Raw genomic sequence first — 24,588 nt, forward strand, 5'->3', positions numbered from 1 at the left:
GACAAGCGGCGGTCAGGCAGGCACGAGCAGGCGTTCGCGCAGCTGCGCATCCAGCTCGCGCGGCGGCTGGGCATCGAAGAAGATGTCAAAGGCGAGCGCGGCCTGGCCGATCAGCATCTCCAGCCCATCGATGCACATGAGGTCGCGCTTGCGCGCTTGCGCCAGCAGCGGCGTTTCCAGCGGGGCATAGACGATGTCGTAGACCATTGCCTTATCCGGCAACGGTGACAGATCGGGCGTCCATGCCGGCTGCCCGACCATTCCGAGCGAGGTGGAATTGGCCAGCAGATCAGCTGCCGGCAGTGCCGCATCGAAGCCCTGCACGCGGCCAGCCAAACCCAGTCGATCCAGCAAAGCCTTCCCCTTGGCGGCATCGCGTGCCACGATCGTCAGGTCGGTCACGCCCACAGAGCGCAGGGCGAAGCCGATTGCCTGCGCCGCACCGCCGGTTCCGGCAAGAATCGCGCTGGTGCCGCTCCAGCCGCGTGCCAGCAAGGGTTGCAGAAAACCGCCCGCGTCGGTGTTGGTGCCGATCAGCGGCCCGCCGGTTTCGCAGGCCACCGTGTTGATGGCGCCGATGCGATCGCGCACGCCGCCGGGATCATCGACATAATCCAGCGCCGCGATCTTGTGCGGAATAGTGATGTTGCAGCCCAGCCAGTCCGGATCGGCCCGGCGCCTGAGGAAATAGCCGGCCAGTTCCTCCGGCGCGACCCGGGTCTTGCGATACTCCGCGTCGATGCCCAGCTCTTCCAGCCAGAAATTGTGGATGACCGGCGACTTGCTGTGCGCGATGGGGTCGCCGATCACCTCGGCATATGGTTTTCCCTGACTCATGCCGGCAAGATAGAGCGCACGCGCAAATAGTCGAGCAAAGGAAGCAGGGGCAGGCCCTGCACGGCAAAGAGGCTGCCGGAAATGCGCGAGAAAAGCTGCGCGCCCGGCCCCTCGATCCGATAGCAGCCGACACACCAGCGGCACTGCTCCCAGTCGAGGTCCAGATAATGGTCGATGAAAGCCGCGCTGAGCGGACGCATCTGGAGCGTGACGCTCTCGATCTGGCGCCATTGCGCCTGCCCGGCCTGCGCGATCACGGCCGCGCTGTGGAGCTTGTGCGCCCGGCCGCTCATCCGCGCGAGCAGATCGGCCGCGGCTTCCCGTGTCTCAACCTTGTCGATCAGGCTGCCATCATCCAGCTCCAGCGTCTGGTCGCAGCCCAGCACGAACGCGTCCGGATGTCGCATCGACGGGCGACGGCATTTCCATTCCCCCAGCGCGTCGGCCAGATCGCGGGCGTTCAGGCCTTCGCCGACCAGACTGGCCTTGATCGCATCCTCGTCGACACCGGCTGGAACCGTCTCAAATGGCACGGCAGCGTCGGCGAGCAGCCGCCGGCGACTCTCGCTTTGCGAGGCGAGCAGCAGAAGGGGCGTGCTCATACCGGCCCAAGCCCCGGCAAGCCGCTGTTGCTTTTCAGCCGTTCCTGATACAGGTTGACGATGGCTGCGGCAGTTTCTTCGATGGATCGGCGCGTGACATCGATGACCGGCCAACCCTGATCTGCAAACATGCGGCGGGCGTGTGCCACCTCGCCATTCACGCGTTCGAGATCAACATAGGCGGTTTCCGGCGCCTGATTGAGGGAGAGGAGCCGATTGCGCCGCACCTGCACCAGCCGCTCGGCGCCCGCGGTCAGGCCGACGACCATCGGATGCCGCAATTTGAACAGGCTCGGCGGGGGCGGGGATTCCAGCACCAGCGGGATATTGGCCGTCTTGTAGCCGCGATTGGCGAGATAAATGCTGGTCGGCGTTTTTGACGTGCGGGAGACGCCGGCAAGGACGATATCCGCCTCCTCCCAATTCTCCCAGCCGACCCCATCATCATGGGCGATGGTAAACTGGATGGCGTCGATCCGCGCGAAATAGGCTTCGTCAAGCACATGCTTGCGACCGGGACGATTGCGCATCTCTTGGCCCAGCAGATTGGACATGGCATCCGTCACCGGATCGAGCGGCGCGACATAGGGAATGCCGATGGCCCGGCAGCCATTTTCCAATCGACGACGCAAGGTAGGGTTGGCCAAGGTGAACAGTACCATGCCCGGATTGCGCGCCACTTCCTCCAAGATGCGCTCGAGATGCTGCTCGGAGCGCACCATCGGCCAGAAATGGCGGATCGTCTCGACATTCTCGAACTGGGCGAGCGCCGCCTTGCCGATATGCTCGAGCGTTTCGCCGGTGGAATCCGAAAGCAGATGCAGGTTCAGGCGGTCCATATCCACCGTTCATGTGGAACATTGCGCGATAACACAAGGGACAGAACTGTGGATAACTGCTTCCCCTCAATTCATGCCCACTCACCCTGTCGGAACCCGATCATCTATCCACAGCCGCAATGGGTTGCACACAGGCTGTGAATCATGGGGATGACGCCGGTGACTCGTCACGGCTTCACGGGTCGCCTGAGGTCAAGCTGTTGGCAAAAGGGTGATGAGCGAATAATGCCCGTTGTCCACTTCCCAACAGAATCCAACAACCTTCTCTTTTATATAAATAGGATATTGGTCTGTGCATGACTCGTCCGTGATCGATCCCGGTGTGACGGCACCGCTGCTGAGCGTCCTGCGCGGCGCTGTCCCGGCGCGTCCGCCCCTCTGGCTGATGCGTCAGGCCGGACGATATCTGCCGGAATATCGGGCTTTGCGTGCCGAGAAGGGCGGTTTCCTCGATCTTTGCTATGACAGCGAGGCAGCGGCCGAAGTCACCTTGCAGCCCATTCAGCGCTTCGGGTTCGATGGCGCGATCCTGTTTTCCGATATTCTGGTGGTCCCCCATGCTCTGGGTCAGGATCTCTGGTTTGAGGCCGGGGAAGGACCGCGCCTTGCCCCGCCGCTGGTCGAGGGCGAGCTGACAAGTCTCGTACCGGCACCGCAGCGGCTGGCGCCTGTCATTGACACGGTCAGGCGCGTGAGGGCCGCGCTGGCCCCGCAGACGACGTTTCTGGGCTTTGCGGGCAGTCCCTGGACGGTGGCGACCTATATGGTCGCCGGGCAGGGCAGCAAGGATCACGCGGCCGCCCGTCGCATGGCCTATCAGCAGCCGGCGAAGTTCGGCGCCATCATCGATGCCGTTATCGAAACGACGGTCGATTATCTCTCCGACCAGATCGCGGCCGGCGTGGATGCCGTGCAGCTTTTCGATAGCTGGGCCGGTTCGCTTAGCCCGGCACAGTTCCGCCAATGGGTGATCGCGCCCAACGCGCGTATCGTCAAAGCCTTGAAGCTGCGCCATCCCGATACGCCGATCATCGGCTTTCCAAAGGGGGCAGGGGCCAAACTCGTCGACTATGCGCAGGAAACCGGCGTCGATGCGCTGGGTCTCGATGAAACGCTCGATCCGGCCTGGGCGGCGCGTGAATTGCCCGCCCATCTGCCGCTGCAAGGCAATCTCGATCCGCTGGCGCTGATCGCGGGCGGCGAGACGCTGGATCGGGCGGTGGACGCCATTCTCGAGGCTCTGTCCGGCCGGCCGCACATCTTCAACCTGGGTCATGGCATCTTGCCAGACACGCCGATTGCCCATGTCGAGCAACTGGTGGCGCGCGTTCGCGGGTGATCGGCGGCTCTTGGAAAACGCAAACCAGCGCCTCGCACCCCGTTCCAATTCCTGGCTGGCTGGCCTAGAAGGCTTGGCGATCGCGCGCGGTTGTTGAAGCACGACGAAGAGGTTCAGTCTCCATGTCCATCCTGCCCGGCATTGGCTTTCTTGGCGCTGCTTATCCGTGGGTTCTTGCCGCACATGTGATCTTCGTCATCTTCCTGATGGCTAGCCTGTTCATGATCCCGCGCTACTTCATCTACCATCATCAGACCGAGCCCGGCTCGGCCGAGGATCAGGCGTGGATCGAGCGTGAGACGCGAATGAAGCGCATCATCATGAACCCCTCGATCGTGCTGGTCTGGGTGCTGGGCCTGCTGCTGGCCTTTCAGACCGGGGCCTGGAGCGAGGGCTGGTTCCACGCCAAGCTGCTGCTGGTGATCGTCCTCTCGGGCTTTCACGGCTGGATCGTCGGCTATTCCAAGAAGCTCGCTCGCGGCCTGCGCCCCTGGCCGGAAAAGCGCCTGCGCATGATCAACGAGGTGCCGGCGCTGCTCGTGACGCTGATCGTCATTCTGGTGATCGTCCGCCCGTTCTGAGCCGTGCGTTTCTGAGCGGTAGGGCGCCATCGCTCTGCGCTTGACTTGGAATCGGCCAGTGCGTAATTCGGGGCGTTCCCTTTACAGGCGCTGACCTATGCGCCTGATTGCCCTCTCCAGGCATTCCGGCACAGTCACATTCCCTTTATTTTCACTCCCGCCGTCGGACCCAATCCATGCATCTTAAAGATTTGAAGCGCAAAGCCCCGGCCGAGCTGGTCGCCATGGCCGAGGAACTCGGCGTTGAAGGTGCCTCGACGCTGCGCAAGCAGGACCTCATGTTCGCCATCCTGAAGGAGCAGGCGGAAAATGGCGAGCAGATCATGGGTCTGGGCACCATCGAGGTGCTGGCCGATGGCTTCGGCTTCCTGCGCAGCCCTGAGGCGAACTATCTGGCCGGCCCGGATGACATCTATGTCTCGCCCAATCAGGTCCGCAAATTCGGCCTGCGCACCGGTGACACGGTGGAAGGCGAGATCCGCGCACCCAAGGATGGTGAGCGCTATTTCGCGCTGACCAAGCTCGTCTCGGTCAATTTCGACGATCCCGATGTGGTCCGTCACCGCGTCAATTTCGACAATCTGACACCGCTTTATCCCGACGAGAAGCTGCGGCTCGACACGCTCGATCCCACGATCAAGGACAAGTCGGCCCGCGTCATCGACATCATCGCGCCGCAGGGCAAGGGCCAGCGCGCGCTCATCGTGGCGCCGCCGCGGACCGGCAAGACCGTTCTGCTGCAGAACATCGCCAAGGCGATCACCGACAATCATCCCGAGGTCTTCCTGCTGGTGCTGCTCATCGACGAGCGACCGGAGGAAGTCACGGACATGCAGCGCAGCGTGAAGGGCGAGGTGGTTTCCTCCACCTTCGATGAGCCCGCGACGCGCCACGTCCAGGTCGCCGAGATGGTGATCGAGAAGGCCAAGCGCCTTGTCGAGCACAAGAAGGATGTCGTCATCCTGCTCGATTCCATCACGCGCCTTGGCCGAGCCTATAACACCGTCGTGCCGAGCTCCGGCAAGGTGCTGACCGGCGGTGTCGATGCCAACGCCCTGCAGCGCCCGAAGCGCTTTTTCGGCGCGGCGCGGAACATCGAGGAGGGTGGCTCGTTGTCGATCATCGCCACGGCGCTCATCGATACGGGTAGCCGCATGGATGAAGTGATCTTCGAGGAGTTCAAGGGCACCGGTAACTCGGAAATCGTCCTGGATCGCAAGGTCTCGGACAAGCGCATCTTCCCGGCGCTGGATGTCGGCAAATCCGGCACCCGTAAGGAAGAGCTGCTGGTCGAGAAGGACAAGCTCTCCAAGATGTGGGTGCTGCGTCGTATTCTCATGCAGATGGGTACGATCGACGCGATGGAATTCCTGCTCGACAAGATGAAGGATTCCAAGACCAACGAAGACTTCTTCGCCACGATGAACCAGTAACGCATTTCAACAGGGGTTACGCGCTGCCATGGCTGAAATCTGGTCCCATATCGTCTCGGACGTCTCCACTCTGTTCTCGGGCGATATCAGCGCCTGGTCCGCGTTCGTCAAAGTTCTGCTGATCGACGTCGTCCTGGCCGGGGACAATGCCATCGTCATCGGCGCGCTTGCGGCGGGATTGCCGGCGCATCAGCGCCGAATGGTCATCTTCATCGGCATCATTGCCGCGCTGGTGCTGCGCATCGCCTTTGCGCTCGTGGTCACGCAGCTCATGCAGATCATCGGGCTGATTTTTGCTGGCGGCATCCTGCTCCTGTGGGTCTCCTGGAAAATGTACCGCGAGATCGTGCAGGGGGCAGGGCACAATGCCGGCTCGCCTGAGGTCGAGGGTGACGAGCATTCCGGGCTTCGTCCCGCGAAGAGCTTCATCGGCGCGGCCTGGGCTGTGGCGGTGGCAGACGTCTCCATGAGCCTCGACAATGTGCTGGCGGTGGCCGGTGCAGCCCGCGAGCACCCCGGCATATTGATGATCGGCCTGGTCTTTGCAGTCGCTCTGATGGGCATCGCTGCGAATATCATCGCGAAATATATCGAGCGCTATCGCTGGATTGCCTGGATCGGCTTGCTGGTCATTCTCTATGTGGCCGCAACGATGATCTACACCGGCATCACCGACAAGGATATCGGGCTGCTCCAGCTCTTCGCTTGAGCCAAGCGGCAAATCGCTAAACAGGAACCGGCAGCGCTCAGCAAAGGAGCGCTGCCGGTTTCCTTGTTTCTGGCTCACCAGTGCCGGGAGATAATCGCCGGGCGAGGGCAATTTGCTAGCGAAATGAGCTCCGATGCGGCATGTCAGACCCACCCTATCTGGCGCGGAGCCCTGCCATCATGAAGTTCAAGGTCGATGTTGAGTGCACCCCGGAAGAGGCACGGTCATTTCTCGGTCTGCCTGATCTGAAGCCGATCCATGATCTTTATATTCAGGCGGTGCTCGATACGATGAGCGGCCAGACCAACCTTGAGCAGATGGAGCGGATGTTTCGCAGTATGTCGCCGCTGGGAGATGCGGGCATGAAACTGTTTTCAAGCCTCATGGATATCGGTATGGGCGCGGCGGGCGCTGGCTCTCCTGCAAAATCCAAGAATGACGGCTGAGTTTTCACGTGGTTTGACGCTCGATGACGGATCGGGATACGATTTTTGCGCTCTCCAGCGGGCAGCTGCCCGCGGCAATTGCGATCATCCGGGTATCTGGGCCTCTTGCTCTTGAAGCTGCTCGCGCCATAACTGGCCGGGACGCACCAGCGGCTCGGCAAGCGACGTTGCGGCGATTTTTCGATCCGGCGAATGGCGACTTGCTCGATGAAGGTTTGCTGATTTGCTTTCCCGGGCCAAATACAGAGACCGGCGAAGACATGGCCGAATTCCAATGCCATGGCTCCCATGCGGTGGTGCGGGCGTTGGAAGCCGCTCTGGTTGCCATGCCGGGCTTTCGGCGGGCCGAGGCAGGCGAGTTTACCCGGCGCGCCTTTTTGAGCGGCAAGATGGATCTCGCCGGGATCGAAGGCTTAGGCGATTTGATCGCGGCAGAGACGGCGCTGCAACGGCGCGCTGCCATGGCGATGATGGGTGGAGCGTTCTCCCGCAAGATCGAATCCTGGACGACCGACCTTCGACTGCTCGCCGCACAGATCGAGGCTCAGCTCGATTTTTCCGATGAAGGGGACGTATCGGGCGCGGACCTCGCGCGCATCACAGCCGCAGCGATTGAGATCAGCGCAGACATGCGTACGGAACTGCAGCGTCCCTCGGCGGACCGATTACAAGATGGTATTCGCGTCGCCATCGGCGGTCCGCCCAATGCTGGCAAGTCGTCCCTGTTCAACCAGCTGGTTGGACGCGATGCTGCGATTGTCTCCCCTCATGCGGGAACGACCCGCGACGTGATCGAGGCGTCAGTCGCCCTCAATGGCATCGCATTCGTGTTATCTGACTCGGCGGGACTGCGCGAAGCCGGTGACGAGATCGAGCAGATCGGCATCGGACGCGCGGAAGTTCTTTTGGCCGAGGCTGACATCGTGCTGTGGCTAGGGCGGTCTGAAGACGCGCCCTCAGGTCAAGGGGCGTTGGTGCAGGTCGCAGCGAAAGCCGATCTTGCTCTCGCAGATCGCGAGGCGTCGAGCCTGTACGTGTCGAGTGTGACAGGTGAGGGGATTGATTCTCTCATTGAGGAGCTGTGTGCGCTGGCCAGCAGTATGTTGCCCGCGCCCGGCGACTATGCACTGTCACAGCGGCAACGAGCTGTCATAAAACGAGCGGGTGATGCTTTGGATGCCTGCGCTGGTGAGTCTGACGAAATCCTGGTTGCAGAAAATCTTCGTCAGGCGCTGGCCGCTCTGGATGAATTGACCGGACGCACCACGACTGAGCTGGTGTTGGACGAGGTGTTTCGCGGCTTCTGCATCGGCAAATAGAGCGGGTTGTTCCACGTGGAACGTCGGCCTGTCCGCAATGCTTTGACGCTCTTTGATGTGGCCGCTAGGGGCTGGGACATGAGCAAGCATGCGCAAGCCATGTTCGATGTCATCGTTGTCGGCGGTGGCCATGCCGGCACGGAAGCTGCGGCCGCAGCCGCGCGCCGCGGCGCGCGTGTCGCTTTGGTAACGGCCGATCCGAGCCGCATCGGGGAAATGTCCTGCAATCCTTCCATCGGCGGGTTGGGCAAGGGCCACCTCGTACGCGAAGTGGATGCCCTGGATGGGTTAATGGCGCGGGCCGCAGACAGCGCCGCCATCCATCGCCGAATGCTCAATGCCAGCAAGGGTGCCGCTGTTCGCGGCCCGCGTGTCCAGGCCGACCGCCGGAAGTACCGCGCAGCCATTCAGAGTATGATCGCGGCGCAACCGGGCCTCTCGGTCATTGGCGGTGAAGTGGCGGCATTGGATGTCGGTCCTGCCGGGGCTTTGAGCGGGGTCGTGCTCGCGGATGGACAGAAGCTGGGCGGACAGGCCGTTGTCCTCACAACCGGAACATTTCTGGGCGGCCTGATGTTCAGGGGCGCGGAGCGAGTTGTGGGTGGGCGGATCGGTGAGCATGCCGCGAGTGCCTTGGCTCAGCAGTTGCGAGACCTCGATCTACCAATGGGCCGCCTCAAGACGGGGACACCGGCCCGTCTGAACGGACGCACGATCGATTGGGCCCGGCTGGAAGAGCAGCCGTCAGATCTTGACGCCTGGTCGATGTCTCATCTAGGCTTCGGTGATAGCGAGCAGCCACCGCAGCTTCGCTGCGCCATCACTCGGACCAACGGCGAAACGCATCGCATCATCCGCGATAACCTCGGCCTCTCACCCTTGTTCTCGGGCGATATTGAGGGGCGGGGACCACGCTATTGTCCCTCAATCGAGGACAAGATTGTCCGCTTCGGAGACCGGGAGGGCCATCAGGTCTTCCTCGAGCCCGAGGGTCTGGATGATCATCTTGTCTATCCCAATGGCCTGAGTTCGTCCCTCCCTACGGACGTGCAAGTGGCGTTCCTCCGGTCCATGAAAGGGCTGGAACAAGTCGAGGTCGCCGTCCCCGGCTACGCGGTCGAGTATGACCATATCGACCCGCGCGCCTTGGATCGGACCCTTTCGCTCCGTGCCATGCCTGCGCTCTTTCTGGCCGGTCAGATCAATGGCACCACCGGCTATGAGGAGGCTGCGGCACAGGGGCTTGTGGCTGGAGCGAACGCTGCCGCTCATGCCTTAGGTCTTGAGCCGCTGCTGCTTGACCGGGCAGAAAGCTATATTGGCGTTCTTATCGACGATCTCTGCCTGCAGGGGATCACCGAACCCTACCGAATGCTGACCGCGCGCGCCGAATTCCGGCTGCGACTGCGTGCGGACAACGCTGCAACGCGCCTCACACCGACGGCCGTTCGGCTTGGTTTGGCAAGCGCAGCCCGAATGACTTGGTGGCATCAGCGAGAACAAGCACGCGTGGCGCTCGCTGGCGTGTTGGAGAAGCAAGTGTCCGGCACTGATTTACGCGCGGCAGGGGCAGATGTTCGCGACGACGGTGTCCGCAGATCCCTCGCTGAGTGGGCTCGTTTCCCGGCAGTGGCGCGCGGGCATCTTGCCAAATATGCGCCGGCCCTCGAAACGGGAAAAGACGGCCTTGTCGAAGAGCTTTTGCAGGACGCGATCTATGCGCCTTACGTCGAAAGGCAGGACGCGGAAGTGAGGGCCCTCCGCGCCAATGACGCCATTGCGCTGCCCGCCGACCTCGATTTTTCTGCGGTCGGCGGCTTGAGCACAGAGATGGTCGAACGGTTGACCCTTGCGCGCCCCGAGACGCTTGGTGGTGCCGCCCGGATCAGGGGAATTACGCCGGCAGCTTTGGCCGCGCTGCTCGTCGCAGCGCGGACGGGCCGCGCCGCATGACGGAGGAAGAGGCGCAAGCGTGGCTCTCCGATCAAGGCTGGTGGGATGGTCCAACCGGGGATAGGCTGCGGACTTTTGTGGCCCTCGTACTGGAAGAGGCCGACCGGCAGAACCTCATTTCTGTTGGGACCAAGGCATCCATTTGGGCGCGGCATATTGTAGACTCCGCCCAGTTGCTAACTCATGCGGTATCCGCTCAAACGCCCGCCGATGGGCTGTGGCTGGACCTCGGAACCGGCGCTGGGTTTCCGGGCCTGGTTATCGGCTGCTTGCGCGAGGCGCCGATTCGTCTCGTAGAGGTCCGTCCCTTACGAGTCGCTTTCCTCAAACGCTGTGCCGAGTCTCTCGGCCTCGATCATGTGGAAGTCTTACAATCCAAGGTGGAATCGGCCCGAATTGACCGGCCTGCTGCCATTATCAGCGCCCGTGCTTATGCGCCTTTGGATCGACTGCTCACCACAGCGCATCATTTGGCGGACGAAAACACCATCTGGCTGCTCCCCAAGGGCCGGAGCAGCGAGAAGGAACTGGAAATTGTCCGGCCGCACTGGCAAGCTGTGTTTCACGTGGAACAAAGCGTCACGGACGCCGAAAGCGCCATCCTAACAGTCCGCCAGCTGAAAAAACGTGTCCCGGTCCGAGCGACCGATAAAAAGCCGGGCAGTTCGGGACGGAATGGCAAGAGGCGCACGGCGATAGTGACGTCGGCGGGGCCAAAAGGACAGTCATGATCAGTATTGCAATCGCGAACCAGAAAGGCGGCGTTGGAAAAACCACCACGGCGATCAATCTCGCTACTGGCTTGGCTGCCACTGGTCACCGCACCCTGCTGATCGATCTCGATCCGCAGGGCAATGCTTCCACGGGGATGGGGGTCACAACGAAGGATCGCGCGCGGTCGAGCTACGATTTGCTGATGGGCGATTGTGATCTCGATGACGCTGTTATTCGCACAGTGGTGCCGGGCCTGGATCTCATTCCCGCCACGCAGGATCTCTCAGGGGCGGAGATCGAACTAATCGATGTCGAGCAACGAACTCACCGTCTCGCCAACGCTCTGAACAATGCGGAAGCCGGTCGTTGGGAAGTCTGCCTGATCGACTGCCCGCCGTCGCTCGGGTTGCTAACGGTCAATGCCATGGTCGCGGTGCAGTCGATCCTTGTGCCGCTGCAATGCGAGTTCTTTGCCCTTGAGGGCCTGTCGCAGCTCCTGCAGACCTTCGAGCGCATTCGGGCGCGGTTCAATCCGGACCTGTCAATCCTAGGCGTGGCGCTAACGATGTACGATCGCCGGAATCGGCTGACCGATCAGGTCGCGGACGATGTGCGGGCCTGTCTCGGCGACCTCGTGTTCAAGACGGTCATCCCGCGCAACGTGCGCCTCTCGGAAGCCCCCAGCCACGGGCTCCCCGCCCTTATCTACGACATGCGCTGTGCCGGATCGGAAGCCTATATGGCCCTCGCGCGCGAACTGATCGAGAAGCTTCCCAAGGAGACCGTAGCGGCATGAGCGACGCAGATGTATCCGGCAAGCCGCGCCGTCTGGGTCGCGGTCTTTCTGCCCTGCTCGGTGAAGTCGAACGCGACGTATCGGTGTCCGAAGAGGGCCGGGCCGGGGCGGATAGCGGGGCAGGCGATGCGGAGCGGCCCAAGGCCGTCCGCTTCCTTGAAATCGTGCGGGTGTCGCCTCATCCCGATCAGCCGCGGCGACATTTCGACGAAGGCGCGCTCTCTGAACTCGCAGACAGCATCCGTGAGCGGGGAATCATCCAGCCGATCGTCGTCCGTCCGCTTGGGAATGATCGCTATCAGATCGTCGCGGGTGAGCGGCGCTGGCGCGCTGCGCAAAAGGCGCAGCTTCACCAGATTCCGGCAATCGTCCGCGATTTCACCGAGGCAGAAACGCTCGAGATTGCGCTGGTTGAGAACATCCAGCGGGAGGAGCTGAACCCGATTGAGGAGGCGCAAGCCTATCAGCGCCTGATAAATCAGTTTCACCACACGCAGGACGCCTTGGCCCGGATCGTCGGCAAATCCCGCAGTCATATTGCGAACCTGATCAGGTTGCTGGATCTGCCGGAGCCTGTTCAGGAGCTGGTGATGACCGGGGCCCTGTCCATGGGCCACGGGCGCGCCCTTATCGGTTCCGCCGATTGCGCGGAACTGGCAAAAGATGTCGCCTCCAAGGGCCTGTCTGTTCGCGAAACCGAGCGCTTGGTTCGATTGGCACGTGAAGGAAAATCGGCGCCGCGTGCTGAGGCACGAGCTGATTATGGACGTGATCCCGATCTGATCGCCATGGAACAGCATCTGTCGGATCTGCTCGGCCTGCGCGTCGGCATCAATCATGAGGGCGGGAAAGGCACGCTGACCCTGCAATATTCCAGCCTCGAACAGCTGGACATGATCTGCCAGAAGCTGACCGGCGGCGGCTTCTAATCGCTTCCTTCGGGCGTCAGCGCCGCTTGGCCAGCGCGTCGAAAGCCTGAAGGTCGCGCAGAAGCGCTGGCAGGTCGCGCAACGGCACCATGTTCGGGCCGTCGCTCGGCGCGCGGTCAGGGTCTTCATGCGTTTCGATGAATATGGCCGCGACGCCGATTGCAACCGCAGCGCGCGCCAGCACGGGCACGAAGCGTCGTTCGCCGCCTGAGCTTTCTCCCCGTCCGCCCGGTTGCTGGACACTGTGGGTGGCGTCGAAAACGACCGGGCAGCCCGTCTCCGCCAGAAGCGGGAGCGCCCGCATGTCGCTGACCAAAGTGTTATAGCCAAAGCTCGCGCCGCGTTCGGTCAGCATGACCTGATCGTTTCCGGCGCTGCGCAGTTTGCGGACGACATTCGCCATGTCCCAAGGGGCCAGAAACTGGCCCTTCTTGACGTTGACGACGCGGCCTGTTGCGGCAGCAGCCAGCAAGAGATCGGTCTGGCGGCAGAGGAAGGCCGGAATCTGGAGGACATCCACCACCTCAGCGACTGGCGCGCATTGCGCCGCATCATGCACATCAGTGATCACCGGGCAGCCGAACTGCGCTTTCACCTCTGCAAACACATCCAGCGCTTGGGCTAGGCCGATGCCGCGCGGCGCATCCACGGAGGTGCGGTTCGCCTTGTCGAAGCTGCTCTTGTAGATGAGCGGCATTCCAAGCGCGCTGGTCATCTCGACAAGGGCCTGCGCCGTCTCCAGCGCATGCGCCCGCGATTCCATCGCGCATGGCCCGGCGATCAAGGCGAGAGGGCGGTCATTTGCGATGCGCATCTGCCCTATGGTGATGCTGCGCGGTGCTGTCTGTGTCATGCATTCCGCATAGCTGGACTGCGCGATCCCGCAAAGCCTGCGCAGCGCCCACGCATCACAGGGGAGGCTGGCCGTTTATCCCTTCTGCTCCCAGACAGGCGGCGAGACCCCTGCGATAATCTGGAAACCGCGGCTCCCAGCCGAGCAGGCGTTTCGCCTTGCCATTCGCGACACGCCGGTTCTCGCTATAGAAAGCCCGTGCGGCCGGAGACAGGCCCGCATCTTCCAAAGATTGCATGGGCGGGACAGGAAGGCCGAGGAGGACACAGCCGAACACAATGACGTCATTCTGCGAACAGGGCATGTCGTCGGCGAGATTATAAACGCCTGAGCGCCCGGCCATGCCGGCCAATATGCCAGACACGATATCCTCCACGTGGATTCGGCTAAATATCTGATCAGGGAGATCTATTTTGCGGGCCCGGCCCTCGCGAACACGATCCAGGGCACTGCGCCCCGGGCCGTAAATGCCGGGCAACCGAAACACCCGAACGCGCGCGCCAAGATTCTGCCACGCTAGATCAGCAGCGGCTCGAGCATTGCGCCGGCCTTTGCCGACGGGTGCACTTTCATCCACCCATGCGCCGCCGGTATCCCCATAGACCCCGGTCGACGACAGATAGCCGATCCAACCGGCAGGTGCTTCTTCCAGCAAGGCACCATAGTGCTGCAGCACTGGATCGCCTTCGTCCGTTGGAGGAACAGAGGACAGGATGTGGGTCGCCCGGCGCATGGCGTTTGTAACCGCCGCGTCGTCATCGAATGCGATCGTGCCGGCACGCCCGGTCGCCTCGACCGTCCAACCGCGCGATCGGAGCGCCTCGGCGAGCCGTGTAGCGGTGTAACCAAGTCCAAAGATCAGCATGTGGGGCATCAGGTCGAGTTCCGCATATGGCTGCCCCTAATGGGCAGCCCCCCAGCTCGATCCGGTGCCAATGTCCACGCCAAGCGGCACGGTGAGTGTAACGAGTGGCTCTGCGGCGCTGGCCATGACAGACCGGATGATCGGCGTGGCGGCCGCCACATCGTCTTCCGGCAGTTCGAACACCAGCTCGTCATGGACCTGCAGCAGCATCTTCACCCGGTCCAGCCCGGCATCGCGAAGAGCCGGACCCATGCGCACCATCGCGCGCTTGATGATGTCCGCGCTGGTCCCCTGAATAGGGGCGTTGATCGCGGCGCGCTCCGCGCCCTGGCGGACGTGCTGCACCGGCGACTTAATCTGGTTGAACCAGGTCTTGCGGCCGAACAGCGTGGTCGTGTGCCCCGTGGAACGCACCTCCTCCAGCGTCTCGTTGATATAGGCCGAGATACCGGGGAAGCGGTCGAAATAGCGGCTGATCATGGCCTGTGCTTCGTCCGCGTCGATCTCCAGACGGGCCGCCAGCCCCCAGCGAGAGATGCCATAGAGAATGGCGAAGTTGATGGTCTTGGCCCGCGCACGCGTCTCGCGGTTCATCTCGCCGAACAGCTCCTGGGCAGTCGCCGCGTGAATATCCTCGCCGCGCAGGAAGGCGTCCCGCAACTGCGGCACATCGGCCATGTGGGCCGCGAGGCGGAGTTCGATCTGGCTGTAGTCCGCAGCCAGGATCACATTGCCCTGTTCGGCAATGAAGGCATCGCGAATCTGGCGACCGGTTTCGGTGCGGATCGGGATGTTCTGTAGGTTCGGGTCGGTGGAGGAGAGGCGGCCGGTCTGCGCGCCGGTCAGCGAGTAGCTGGTGTGGACGCGACCGGTATCGCGGTTGATCTGGGCCTGCAGAGCGTCGGTATACGTCGATTTGAGCTTCGAAAGCTGGCGCCAGTCCAGCACCAGCCCGGCGATCTTGACGCCATCCGCCTTCATCCGCTCAAGCACGGTCACGTCCGTGGAATAAGCGCCGGACTTGCCCTTCTTGCCGCCCTTAAGACCCATTTTCTCGAACAGGATCGCGCCCAGCTGCTGGGTCGATCCGATGGCAAAGGGCTGGCCGGCCTCAGCGTGAATCTCTTCTTCCAGCCGCGCCATTTCCTGCGCGAAGCGGCCGGAGAGCCGGGAGAGATGATCGCGGTCTGCCTTGATGCCGCTGCGCTCCATGCCGGCGACCACCGGAATGAGCGGGCGGTCCACCAGCTCATAGACCCGCGTCGCGCCTTCCTGGGCGAGGCGGGGTTTGAACCGGGTCCACAGCCGCCATGTCACATCCGCATCCTCACCGCCATAGCGCGTGGCGGCATCGAGCGGCACCTGCGCAAAGCTGATCGCCTTCTTGCCGGTGCCGGTGACGTCCTTGAAGCTGATGCACGTATGCTCAAGCACCGCGTGCGCAACCTCATCCATGCCGTGACCGGCAAGGGACTGCCCGGCATCGAGATCGAAGCTCATCACCAGCGTGTCGTCGAAGGGCGCGACGGACAGCCCATGCCGGGCCAGCACGTTGAGATCATATTTGATGTTGTGGCCGATCTTCAGCACGCTCGCATCGGCAAACAACGGGCGAAGGCGCGCTATGGCGTCCGCCATGGGAATCTGTGGCGGCGCTTCGGCGAACATGTCGTCGCCGCTGCGGTGGCCCAGAGCGATATAACAGGCCGTGCCGGGGGCGGTGGCGAGGCAGATGCCGACCAGATTGGCAGCCATGCTATCGAGGGAATCCGTCTCCGTGTCGATGGCGATGATGCCGCTGGCGTAGGACTGCGCGATCCACGCATCCAGCCGCTCCAGCGTCGTCACCGTTTCGTAGCTCTCGCAGTTGATCGGGGGCAGGGGGACGAAATCCGGCGTCGTCGGGTCCAGCGCGGCGTCCACGACCGCCTCGGCGACGGGATCGGCGGTCTGCCGCCCCGGCGCATGGCTGGCCATGCGGGCCAGCAGCGCCTTGAAGCCCTGATCCTCAAGAAAAGCGCGCAGCGGCTCGGCGGGGATGCCGTCCAGCTTGAGATCATCGAGCGCGTGGGGCAGCGGCACTTCACAGTGGAGCGTCACCAGCTCCCGCGAGAGGCGGGCCAGATCGGCATGCTCGATGAGCCGCTCCTTAAGCTTGGAGGGCTTCATCTCCGGCGCTGCGGCCAGCACCGTATCCAGATCGCCATATTCCACAATGAGCTTCGCCGCGGTCTTTGCGCCGACGCCCGGCACGCCGGGCACATTGTCCACGCTGTCGCCCATCAGCGCGAGCACATCGCGCAACTGCCCGGGCGCGACGCCGAACTTCTCCTGCACATAATCGGGGCCGCGACGCTCATTTTTCATGGTGTCGAGCATGTCCACGCCCGGCTGAATGAGCTGGGCCAGATCCTTGTCGGAGGAGACGATCGTCACGTCCCAGCCCTGCGCCACCGCCTGACAGGTGTAGGTCGCGATGATATCGTCGGCCTCGAATCCCGCTTCCTCGATGCAGGGCAGCGAAAAGGCGCGGGTCGCCTCGCGGATCAGGGGAAACTGGGGGATCAGGTCTTCCGGCGGCGGCGGGCGATGGGCCTTGTATTGATCGTACAGATCGTTGCGGAAGGTGTGCGAGCCTTTGTCCAGGATCACCGCGAGATGGGTCGGCCCTTCCTCCTTGTCCAGCGCGTCGGCGAGCTTCCAGAGCATCGCCGTATAACCATATACCGCGCCGGCGGGTGTGCCATGGCGGTTGGTGAGCGGTGGAAGCTGGTGATAGGCGCGAAAGATGTAACTCGAGCCATCGACGAGATAGAGATGATTGCGGGAAGCCATGCGAAGCGGGATAGCGCGGCCACGGGCGGGAGGCCAGCGCCGATCAGGCTCCATCCACGGCGAGGCGCCCCAGAGCCGGGTCATCGGTGAAGAAGCCATCCACCCCAAGCGACAGGTAGCGCCGGATCTCTGCCACCGAGCCCGCCTCATGCCGGGCATTCTCGCCGCCGGGACCGCGCAGATCGCTCGGCAAGAAGCGGTTCTCGGGGCGGAAGGTATAGAGGTAGACGCGCAGCCCCGCGGCATGGGCATCGGCGACAAGGCGGGCCGGCTTGGCGAGGCGGCCTTCGGCGTCCAGCGGCATGACCGACCGCGAGGAGGGGCCGATGGCGTCGGCATAGCCGGCAATGGCGGCGAGCCCGGCTGGCGAGGCCATATCGCCATAGGTTGTCTTCAGTCCGTCGAGGGCGGCGTCGGCGGGCTGGCGGTCGAATGTCTCGAACAACTGGAGCAGCTGGATGTTCGTCGGCCGACCGATTTTCTGCCGAATGGCGCGCAGATTGGTGGTTTCGAACGACTGAATCACGATCGGGCAGCGGCGCGTATAATCGTGGCCGGCCAGCGCCCTGAGCAGGACGTCTTCAGGCGGCAGGCCGATGCTGGCGAAGCATGTGGAGTGCTTGATTTCCGGAATCAGGCCGATCGTCCTGCCTTGCGTGCCCGCCTGCGCCGCGACGAAGGCGATGATCTCGTCCAGCGTCGGGATGGGGAACTGGCCGTCGTAGCGTTGGCTTTCCGGGCGGATGGCACCCAATCGCTCCACGGCACGCAGGGTCTTGAGTTCCGCGAGCGAAAAATCCTCGGTGAACCAGCCGGTGACCGCCTCGCCATCGATCTGCTTTGTGGTCCGGCGGTCTGCAAATTCTGGGCGCTTTGCCACATCGGTGGTGCCGCCGATCTCGTTTTCATGCCGCGCAACGAGCACGCCGTCGCGGGTCATCACCAGGTCCGGCTCAATGAAATCCGCGCCGTCCGCAATAGCCCGGCCATAAGATTCCAGCGTATGCTCGGGCCGCAGGGCGCTCGCACCCCGGTGGGCGAACACGAGAGGCTGGTTGCCGTCGAGCGTCTGAGCGCGGCCGGCTTCCCTGCCGATAGCGGGTGTCGCCAACGCCGCGACGCCCAAGCCGATGGCATGCCTTCGGGTCAACATTCCACCTCCACCGCGAGAGTCAGGACGGGCACGAGCCTATGCGTCGTGCTGGCGCATCTTCGTGATAGGACGATGGCGCTCATTTTGCCTCCTGCCCTCGCGCCCGTTGCCTGATTGGACTTGCCGCGATAGGAGGCCCCCAAGAAAAATCCGGATCACATAATCGAAGGAGCCGGCCGTGGCAGGCCATAGCAAATTCAAGAACATCATGCACCGCAAGGGCGCGCAGGACAAGAAGCGCTCGGCCATGTTCTCCAAGCTCTCGCGCGAGATCACCGTCGCGGCCAAGATGGGCGCGCCGGACCCGGACATGAATCCGCGTCTGCGGCTGGCGATCAACGCGGCCAAGGCGCAGTCCATGCCCAAGGACAACATCCAGCGCGCGATCGACAAGGCGAGCAAGGGTGACGCGGAGAATTATGAAGAAGTGCGCTATGAAGGCTACGGCCCGGGTGGCGTGGCGATCATCGTCGAGGCGCTGACCGACAACCGCAATCGTACTGCGACCAATGTCCGGACGGCCTTCTCCAAGAATGGCGGCAATCTGGGCGCGTCCGGCGCGGTGAGCCACGGGTTCGATCGCATGGGCCTGATCACCTATCCGGCCTCCGTCGGCGATCCGGACGCGATCTTCGAGGCTGCGCTGGAAGCGGGCGCGGACGATGTGTCGTCGAACGACGATGAGCACGAGATCTGGACGGCCATGGATGCCCTGCACGAGGTCGCCAAGGCGCTGGAGGACAAGCTCGGCGCCGCAGCAAGCGCCAACCTCGCGTGGAAGCCGCAGACCACCGTGGAACTGGACGAGAGCAATGCCGGCACGCTGCTCAAGCTCGTCGACGCGCTGGACGATGACGACGACGTGCAGACCGTCTGGGGCAATTACGAGGTTCCCGACGACGTGATGGAAAAGCTGGGGTGATCGCCCGCATCTTGCGGTCATGATCATTCTGGGTCTCGACCCCGGCCTTGGCACCACGGGCTGGGGCCTGATCCGTGCGCAGGGCAATCGCCTGTCTCATATTGCCAATGGCCAGATCCGCACGGCAGCGAGCGATGCCTTGCCCGCCCGGCTGGTGGCGCTCGATGCGGCGCTGGCGGCACTGATCGCGGAACATCGGCCGGCGGAAGCGGCGGTCGAAGAGGTGTTCATCAACACCAACCCGCAATCGACCCTCAAGCTGGGGCAGGCGCGGGGTGTTATTTTGCTCGGCGCCGCGCGCACCGGCATACCGGTCGGCGAATATGCGGCCCGGCTCGTCAAAAAAGCCATTGTGGGCGTGGGCAATGCGAGCAAGGATCAGATCCATGCCATGGTGATGCGGTTGCTGCCGGGAACGAGCGTGGTCGGTCCTGATGCAGCGGATGCACTTGCCGTCGCCATCACCCATGCGCATCTTCGCGCCAGTCGGCGGCTCGAACGAGGCGAGTGAGGTCGGACAGCGGTCCCCGTGCGGGATGGCCGTCCTGTCGTTTTAGAAGGAGTTGGGCATGAAGTCGGCCCTCAGGCTTGGCGCAATGGCGATGATCGCGAGCGGCATCGGGGCTGCACCCGCAGCGGCCGAACTGCCGCCATCGGTCAAGGCCATGCTGGATGCCGCCATCGCAAGCGGGGATGCCGGGGCGCTCGCCACCGTCGCGCGCTTTGCCAAGCAGACGCATCCCGACAATGCCGCGGAGATCGACGAGAAGATTCAGGCGCACAAGGCCGCCATTGATGCCGAGCGGGAAGCGCGCCTCAGGCAAGCCAGCTTCTTTCACGCCTGGTCAGGCAGTGGCGAACTGGGTGGCTTTATCACCACCGGCAACACCGAAAGCTCCGGCATCAGCGCGGGCCTCTCGCTCGAACGGCGCGGGATCGACTGGTTGCACAAGTTCCGCGCCAATGTCGACTATCAGCGCAGCGATGGCGTCACGACGCGCAACCAGTGGCTGGCGAGTTATGAGCCCAACTTCACCCTGAACGACGCGATCTACGCTTATGGGCTTGCGACCTACGAGAAAGACCGGTTCCAGGGCTTTTCGGACCGCACGACCGCCTCAGGCGGTGTCGGTGTGCGGCTGGTGCGGCAGGCCGATTTCAGTCTGGACATCAAGGGCGGGCCGGCGTGGCGGCACACCGTCGGGATCGACGAGCCCGATACGACTGAACTCAACACGCTGGCCGCCGCCGATCTGCGCTGGCAGATTTCACGCGCCTTCGAGCTCAAGAACAATGCCCAGGCGGTGTGGAGCTCCGGCAATAGCAGCTATGCGAATACCACGGGCCTCACTGGCAAGCTCAACGGTTCGCTTTCCGCGCGCCTCTCTTATGCGGTGCGCCATGAGACGTCACCGCCCGCAGGCTCGGAGATGACGGATACGATCACGCGCGCGACGCTGGTCTACGATTTCTGACGCACGCCCGGCGTCTACAGCGTCAGGCCTTTCCCCAGAACATGAAGACGACGGCGCCAATGAGGCAGGCCAGCGCGCCGAAATGGCGCCAGTGGAGCGGTTCACCCAGAAAGGTGACCATGAAGACGCCGAAAACGGTCAGCGCGATGACTTCCTGCGTGATCTTGAGCTGGCCGGCGCTCCAGCCGCTGGCATAGCCGATGCGATTGGCCGGCACCGCAAAGCAATATTCGAAAAAGGCGATGCCCCAGCTGATCAGGATGACCAGGGCGAGCGGTTTGCTCATGCCGCCCTTGAGATGCCAGTACCAGGCCGTGGTCATCAGGATGTTGGAGGCGAGCAGCAGCGCGATCGTGGGCATGAAGCCCAAATGGCAGGTTCGCCGTGGGAAGGCGATGGGGAAAATACGCCGCTCGGGAGCGTGATTCTCACCGGTGGTGACTATCGCGCGACCATCGTGCTCCGCGCGATCCGAACGACCAGTGGGACCATGCCGGGATAGTTGGCCCGATCATAGGTCGACCCCGCGCCCAGATGCTGCGCGATCCGGCGATGGGCCTCGCCCAGCGCATGATAGGGCATGCTCGGCAGCAAATGGTGAAGCGCGTGATAGCGCAGACCGACCGGTGCCCAGAGCGCGGCCAGTGGGGCGGGTGGCGGCACATTGACGGAATCGAGGAACTGGCCGGTCACCGTCATCGTCTCGCCTTCATTCTCCCAGAGATGGGCGACCAGCGTGCGAAGCTGATTGGCGACCATCGCCACCGAGAGGATCGCAAGATAGGTGAGCAGCGGACGCCAGCCGAGCAGCGGCACGCTGGCGATGAGTGCCATCGACCAGAGGCTGGTCCCGGCTTCCTGCCAAGCCCACATCCGCGCAAAGTCACCCTCCGGCGCGCGGCGCCGATAACCGGGATTGATGGAGAGGGCCGAGTAGCGCTCCACGATGAACCGGCGCAGCGGCGGGATGACGAGGCTGAGCGGTGCCAGCACGCCGAAGCGGACGATGAACGCCACCGGGGCTAGAGCGGCCACGAGGATGAACAGCGGCAGGCTCCACGGCTTCATCAGCGCAAGCGGCAGATATTCGGGATCATCAATGGTGCCATAGCGCGTCTTCGCATGATGCTGGGTGTGCACGCCTTCATAGAGGAAGGAGGGGAACAGCAAGGGAATGCCGATCAGCAGGTTCCACGTGAAACGAAAGCCCGGCAGCGCACCTGCCCGGATATGCGTCAGTTCGTGAATGAAGCTCGTCGCGCGATACAATGCTAGGGCGGAAATCACGCCAGCGAGGGCCACGACCCAGCCTTGAGAGGCGAGCATGGCGAGCGCCATGGCGGCATAACCGATCAGTGCGGAGACCAGGAAATCGGGCCAGTAGATGCCGGGCCGCGCGGTTGCCAGATCGCGCGTCAAATCCACGGCGGCGCGGAGCATCGCCATATCATCGGGCGTGGTTGCCAACGCAGGGCCCGCTGCGGCGGGGGCCTTGCCGGCTGGCGCGGACGGCGCGGCGTCCAGTCTCTGGTCGATTGCGGTCATGCAAAGGGGTCCTATCGGTCGAATGAGCACAGATCATGGCAGCAATGTGATTTTGTTCTGCCGCCACGGCGCGCGGCTTGACAAATCCGCCGCCAGTTCCGCAGTGCTGTGCCCACTCATCAGCGCCTCATCAGCGAGGCGCGGGACAGGGGTATCGCCGTGACATCAGCCGATTTAGTGATCACTCCCGTCTCCGGCAAGGCCGACATGGCGGCCTTCATCGATTTGGCCTGGACCGTCTATGCCGATGATCCGCATTGGGTGCCGCCGCTGAAGGGCGAAGTGCGGGCACTTCTGACGCCCGGCAAGAACCCGTTCCACGAACATGCCGAGCATCAATATTTCCTCGCGCGGCGCGGTGGCAAGGTCGTCGGGCGCATCAGCGCGCATATCGATCATCTCGCCATTTCCATGCCCGCCGAGCAGGGCATGGGGCCGGGGACGGGCAATTTCGGCATGTTCGAGGCCATGGATGAAGCGACCGCGCACGCGCTGATCGCGACGGCGGAAGGCTGGCTGCGCGAGCGGGGGATGACCCAGGTGCTCGGCCCGATCTCGCTCTCCATCTGGGAGGAGCCGGGCCTTCTCGTGAAGGGCTTCGACCATTCGCCTACGGTGATGATGGGCCACAACAGGCCGGAATATCGCGCGTGGATCGAATCGGCCGGCTATGCCCATGCCAAGCAGCTCGATACCTATGAGCTCGACATCACGCAGGAATTTCCGCCGCTGATCCAGCGGATCGTCCAATCCGGCGAGCGCAACGAGCGCATTCGCATTCGCCATGTGGACAAGAGCGAGTTCGACCGGGATGCAGCGATCATCCTGCATATTCTCAACGATGCCTGGGGGCGCAACTGGGGCTTTGTGCCGATTACCGACCATGAGGTTGCGCATTTCGGCAAGGCGCTCAAGCCGCTGGTGTTCGAGGACCTGATTCGCATTGCCGAGCTGGATGGCGAGCCGGTGGCCTTCATGATGACGCTGCCGGACATGAACGAAGCGCTCGCCCGCCTCAACGGCACGCTCCTCCCCTTCGGCTGGGCAAAGCTGCTCTGGTGGCTGCGCAAGCCCAAGGTCCGCACCATGCGCGTGCCGCTGATGGGCGTGGTCCAGCGGCTCCAATCCTCGCGCATGGCGAGCCAGCTGGCCTTCATGATGATCGAATATATCCGCCGCGATGCCATCACCCATTATGGCGCGACGCGAGGGGAGATCGGCTGGATCCTCGATGATAATCAGGGCATGAAAGCCATTGCCGAGGCGATCGAGAGCCGCATTAACCGCAGCTATGTGATCTACCAGAAGCCGCTTTGACCGCTTCGCAAATCCGTACCGGCAACCCCTCTCTTGCGCGCAGGGGACTGCCGGGCCTAGGGACGGGCAAGGCCCTTATCGGAGACGCGCCATGTTGCGGCAACTGACCCCATCCCTATTCGTTGCCCCGCAGATCGATGCGGATGTCGTGGCGCAGGCTGCGGCGATGGGCATCTCGCTCATCGTGAACAACCGACCCGAGGGTGAGTCCGCAGACCAGACCTCCGGCGACACGATCGAGGCGGCGGCGCGGGCGGCGGGGCTCGATTATGTCGCCATTCCCGTCTCGCATAGCGGCTTTGCGCCCTGGCAGCTCGATGCGCTGGATGAGGCACTCGCGAAGAATGGCGAGGGCAAGGCGCTCTGTTATTGCCGCTCCGGCACCCGCAGCACGCTGCTTTGGGCCTTGGCGCGGGCGCGGGCGGGCGATTCGCCCGATGTCCTGGCCGAGCAGGCGGCCGCGGCGGGCTATGATCTCTCGCCTATTCGCGAGATGATGCACGCACTGGCCAACCAGAGGGGCTGACGGCCCCCTCCAGCACTCCTGTTCAGAACGCGAGGCGTAGCGCCGGCCAGAGCAGCATCAGCACGCCGATCATGCTGATGCCGAATACCATCGTCCGCACCACGGGAACCCCTGCAGCATAAAGCGGCAGATACACGATGCGCGCGCCGAGCCAGAGCGCGGCGCCAATGGCCGTCCACCGATCGAACAGGCCGAGCTGCGCATCGATGAGGATGGCGATGGCGACGATCGGAAAGGTCTCGAAATAATTTGCCTGCGCTCGCGCCAGCCGCCCGACGAGGGGCTTGGGCTCGGGCAGCGACTGATCGCGCGCGCCGACATTCCAGGCGGTGCCATATTGCGCGGTCTTGGCCCGCACGGCGGCGAAGATGTGAACGAGGGCCAGCAGGCAGCCCCAGGCCAGAATGATCAGTTCAATCGGCATCGTTCAGTCTCCTCATCGGGCGTCTTTCGCCGGACGAGGAATAGGACGGTCAGGCGCGAAATGAAATTGCCGTGTCCGGGAAGGCAATCGTCAGCTTGCGCGAGCCCGAAAAAAAAGGCCGGCGCTTTCACGCCGGCCCAGGGATGTTCGCAGGAGGAACAACGGACGGCGGGGAC

The 24,588-nt window shown here is 63.3% G+C and carries 25 protein-coding genes; 15 read left to right on the top strand and 10 right to left on the bottom strand.

The features are described from left to right. Positions 1–12: 12 nt before the first annotated feature. The 3 genes from M2337_RS02985 to M2337_RS02995 are packed head-to-tail and all read right to left on the bottom strand — an operon-like array spanning position 13 to position 2,278. Entirely contained in the window at positions 13–837 is an 825-nt protein-coding gene (locus tag M2337_RS02985) for a shikimate dehydrogenase family protein (RefSeq protein ID WP_181561071.1), read from the bottom strand. Then, on the bottom strand, positions 834–1,439 hold the full coding sequence (locus M2337_RS02990) for a Maf family protein (RefSeq protein ID WP_264571635.1): 606 nt from the start codon (positions 1,437–1,439) through the stop codon (positions 834–836). The genes M2337_RS02985 and M2337_RS02990 overlap by 4 nt, the downstream gene beginning before the upstream one ends. Next, positions 1,436–2,278, bottom strand: a complete 843-nt coding sequence (locus M2337_RS02995; RefSeq protein ID WP_264571636.1) for a pyruvate, water dikinase regulatory protein — start codon at positions 2,276–2,278, stop codon at positions 1,436–1,438. Before M2337_RS02995 ends, M2337_RS02990 begins: the two co-directional genes overlap by 4 nt. 292 nt (positions 2,279–2,570) lie before the next feature. Here M2337_RS02995 and hemE point away from each other — a divergent pair, with 292 nt between their 5' ends. The 10 genes from hemE (at position 2,571) to M2337_RS03045 (ending at position 12,497) form a co-directional block, all read left to right on the top strand. Further along, on the top strand, positions 2,571–3,617 hold the full coding sequence (gene hemE / locus M2337_RS03000; RefSeq protein ID WP_413716219.1) for a uroporphyrinogen decarboxylase: 1,047 nt from the start codon (positions 2,571–2,573) through the stop codon (positions 3,615–3,617). Between the two features lie 140 nt (positions 3,618–3,757). Further along, positions 3,758–4,198, top strand: a complete 441-nt coding sequence (locus tag M2337_RS03005; protein ID WP_264572334.1) for a CopD family protein — start codon at positions 3,758–3,760, stop codon at positions 4,196–4,198. 176 nt (positions 4,199–4,374) lie between these two features. After that, the gene (gene rho, locus M2337_RS03010; RefSeq protein WP_181561074.1) at positions 4,375–5,631 is read left to right on the top strand and encodes a transcription termination factor Rho; all 1,257 of its coding nucleotides are present in this window, start codon (positions 4,375–4,377) and stop codon (positions 5,629–5,631) included. 28 nt (positions 5,632–5,659) lie between these two features. Further along, entirely contained in the window at positions 5,660–6,340 is a 681-nt protein-coding gene (locus tag M2337_RS03015) for a YjbE family putative metal transport protein (protein WP_181561075.1), read from the top strand. 179 nt (positions 6,341–6,519) lie between these two features. After that, positions 6,520–6,786: a DUF6489 family protein gene (locus M2337_RS03020; protein ID WP_264571637.1), complete on the top strand. Its 267-nt coding sequence runs from the start codon at positions 6,520–6,522 to the stop codon at positions 6,784–6,786. 23 nt (positions 6,787–6,809) lie between these two features. Then, the gene (gene mnmE / locus M2337_RS03025) at positions 6,810–8,105 is read left to right on the top strand and encodes a tRNA uridine-5-carboxymethylaminomethyl(34) synthesis GTPase MnmE (protein WP_264571638.1); all 1,296 of its coding nucleotides are present in this window, start codon (positions 6,810–6,812) and stop codon (positions 8,103–8,105) included. A 78-nt stretch (positions 8,106–8,183) separates the two neighbouring features. Beyond that, positions 8,184–10,058, top strand: coding sequence for a tRNA uridine-5-carboxymethylaminomethyl(34) synthesis enzyme MnmG (gene mnmG / locus M2337_RS03030; protein ID WP_264571639.1), 1,875 nt, complete (start codon positions 8,184–8,186; stop codon positions 10,056–10,058). Then, the gene (rsmG, locus tag M2337_RS03035; protein ID WP_264571640.1) at positions 10,055–10,789 is read left to right on the top strand and encodes a 16S rRNA (guanine(527)-N(7))-methyltransferase RsmG; all 735 of its coding nucleotides are present in this window, start codon (positions 10,055–10,057) and stop codon (positions 10,787–10,789) included. Before mnmG ends, rsmG begins: the two co-directional genes overlap by 4 nt. After that, complete coding sequence (locus tag M2337_RS03040; RefSeq protein WP_264571641.1) at positions 10,786–11,568, top strand: ParA family protein; 783 nt, start codon at positions 10,786–10,788, stop codon at positions 11,566–11,568. Before rsmG ends, M2337_RS03040 begins: the two co-directional genes overlap by 4 nt. Continuing rightward, positions 11,565–12,497, top strand: coding sequence for a ParB/RepB/Spo0J family partition protein (locus M2337_RS03045; protein ID WP_264571642.1), 933 nt, complete (start codon positions 11,565–11,567; stop codon positions 12,495–12,497). Before M2337_RS03040 ends, M2337_RS03045 begins: the two co-directional genes overlap by 4 nt. A 16-nt stretch (positions 12,498–12,513) precedes the next feature. On the opposite strand, the gene kdsA is transcribed toward M2337_RS03045, so the two are convergent. From kdsA to M2337_RS03065, 4 genes are read right to left on the bottom strand one after another with little or no spacing between them, the layout of a single operon-like run. Continuing rightward, positions 12,514–13,350, bottom strand: coding sequence for a 3-deoxy-8-phosphooctulonate synthase (gene kdsA / locus M2337_RS03050; RefSeq protein ID WP_264571643.1), 837 nt, complete (start codon positions 13,348–13,350; stop codon positions 12,514–12,516). 55 nt (positions 13,351–13,405) lie between these two features. Further along, positions 13,406–14,224, bottom strand: a complete 819-nt coding sequence (locus M2337_RS03055) for an SDR family NAD(P)-dependent oxidoreductase (RefSeq protein ID WP_264571644.1) — start codon at positions 14,222–14,224, stop codon at positions 13,406–13,408. A 27-nt stretch (positions 14,225–14,251) separates the two neighbouring features. Next, the gene (gene polA / locus M2337_RS03060; protein WP_264572335.1) at positions 14,252–17,050 is read right to left on the bottom strand and encodes a DNA polymerase I; all 2,799 of its coding nucleotides are present in this window, start codon (positions 17,048–17,050) and stop codon (positions 14,252–14,254) included. A gap of 43 nt (positions 17,051–17,093) precedes the next feature. Further along, positions 17,094–18,203, bottom strand: a complete 1,110-nt coding sequence (locus M2337_RS03065) for a glycerophosphodiester phosphodiesterase (protein ID WP_413716220.1) — start codon at positions 18,201–18,203, stop codon at positions 17,094–17,096. 178 nt (positions 18,204–18,381) lie between these two features. Here M2337_RS03065 and M2337_RS03070 point away from each other — a divergent pair, with 178 nt between their 5' ends. From M2337_RS03070 to M2337_RS03080, 3 genes are read left to right on the top strand one after another with little or no spacing between them, the layout of a single operon-like run. Then, positions 18,382–19,125, top strand: coding sequence for a YebC/PmpR family DNA-binding transcriptional regulator (locus tag M2337_RS03070; protein ID WP_181561084.1), 744 nt, complete (start codon positions 18,382–18,384; stop codon positions 19,123–19,125). 19 nt (positions 19,126–19,144) lie between these two features. Continuing rightward, positions 19,145–19,636 (top strand): crossover junction endodeoxyribonuclease RuvC, encoded by a 492-nt coding sequence (gene ruvC / locus M2337_RS03075; RefSeq protein ID WP_181561085.1) that lies wholly within the window; start codon positions 19,145–19,147, stop codon positions 19,634–19,636. 58 nt (positions 19,637–19,694) lie between these two features. Beyond that, on the top strand, positions 19,695–20,600 hold the full coding sequence (locus M2337_RS03080) for a YdiY family protein (RefSeq protein WP_264571646.1): 906 nt from the start codon (positions 19,695–19,697) through the stop codon (positions 20,598–20,600). Between the two features lie 22 nt (positions 20,601–20,622). Here the strand turns inward: M2337_RS03080 and M2337_RS03085 are convergent, their stop codons facing one another. Both M2337_RS03085 and M2337_RS03090 read right to left on the bottom strand, forming a co-directional pair. Next, positions 20,623–20,961: a DMT family protein gene (locus M2337_RS03085; RefSeq protein WP_264571647.1), complete on the bottom strand. Its 339-nt coding sequence runs from the start codon at positions 20,959–20,961 to the stop codon at positions 20,623–20,625. Between the two features lie 80 nt (positions 20,962–21,041). After that, a complete protein-coding gene (locus M2337_RS03090; protein ID WP_413716221.1) occupies positions 21,042–22,145 on the bottom strand; it encodes a fatty acid desaturase family protein in 1,104 nt (367 codons plus the stop codon). Positions 22,146–22,352: 207 nt separating this feature from the next. On the opposite strand from M2337_RS03090, the gene M2337_RS03095 reads away from it, so the two are divergent. Further along, the gene (locus tag M2337_RS03095; protein WP_413716241.1) at positions 22,353–23,462 is read left to right on the top strand and encodes an N-acetyltransferase; all 1,110 of its coding nucleotides are present in this window, start codon (positions 22,353–22,355) and stop codon (positions 23,460–23,462) included. Between the two features lie 91 nt (positions 23,463–23,553). Further along, complete coding sequence (locus tag M2337_RS03100) at positions 23,554–23,988, top strand: TIGR01244 family sulfur transferase (protein ID WP_264571649.1); 435 nt, start codon at positions 23,554–23,556, stop codon at positions 23,986–23,988. Between the two features lie 22 nt (positions 23,989–24,010). Here the strand turns inward: M2337_RS03100 and M2337_RS03105 are convergent, their stop codons facing one another. Further along, positions 24,011–24,412, bottom strand: a complete 402-nt coding sequence (locus M2337_RS03105) for an MAPEG family protein (RefSeq protein WP_181561091.1) — start codon at positions 24,410–24,412, stop codon at positions 24,011–24,013. Between the last annotated feature and the right edge of the window lie 176 nt (positions 24,413–24,588).

This window comes from Sphingobium sp. B2D3A (assembly GCF_025961795.1).
In the GTDB taxonomy this organism is placed as follows: domain Bacteria; phylum Pseudomonadota; class Alphaproteobacteria; order Sphingomonadales; family Sphingomonadaceae; genus Sphingobium.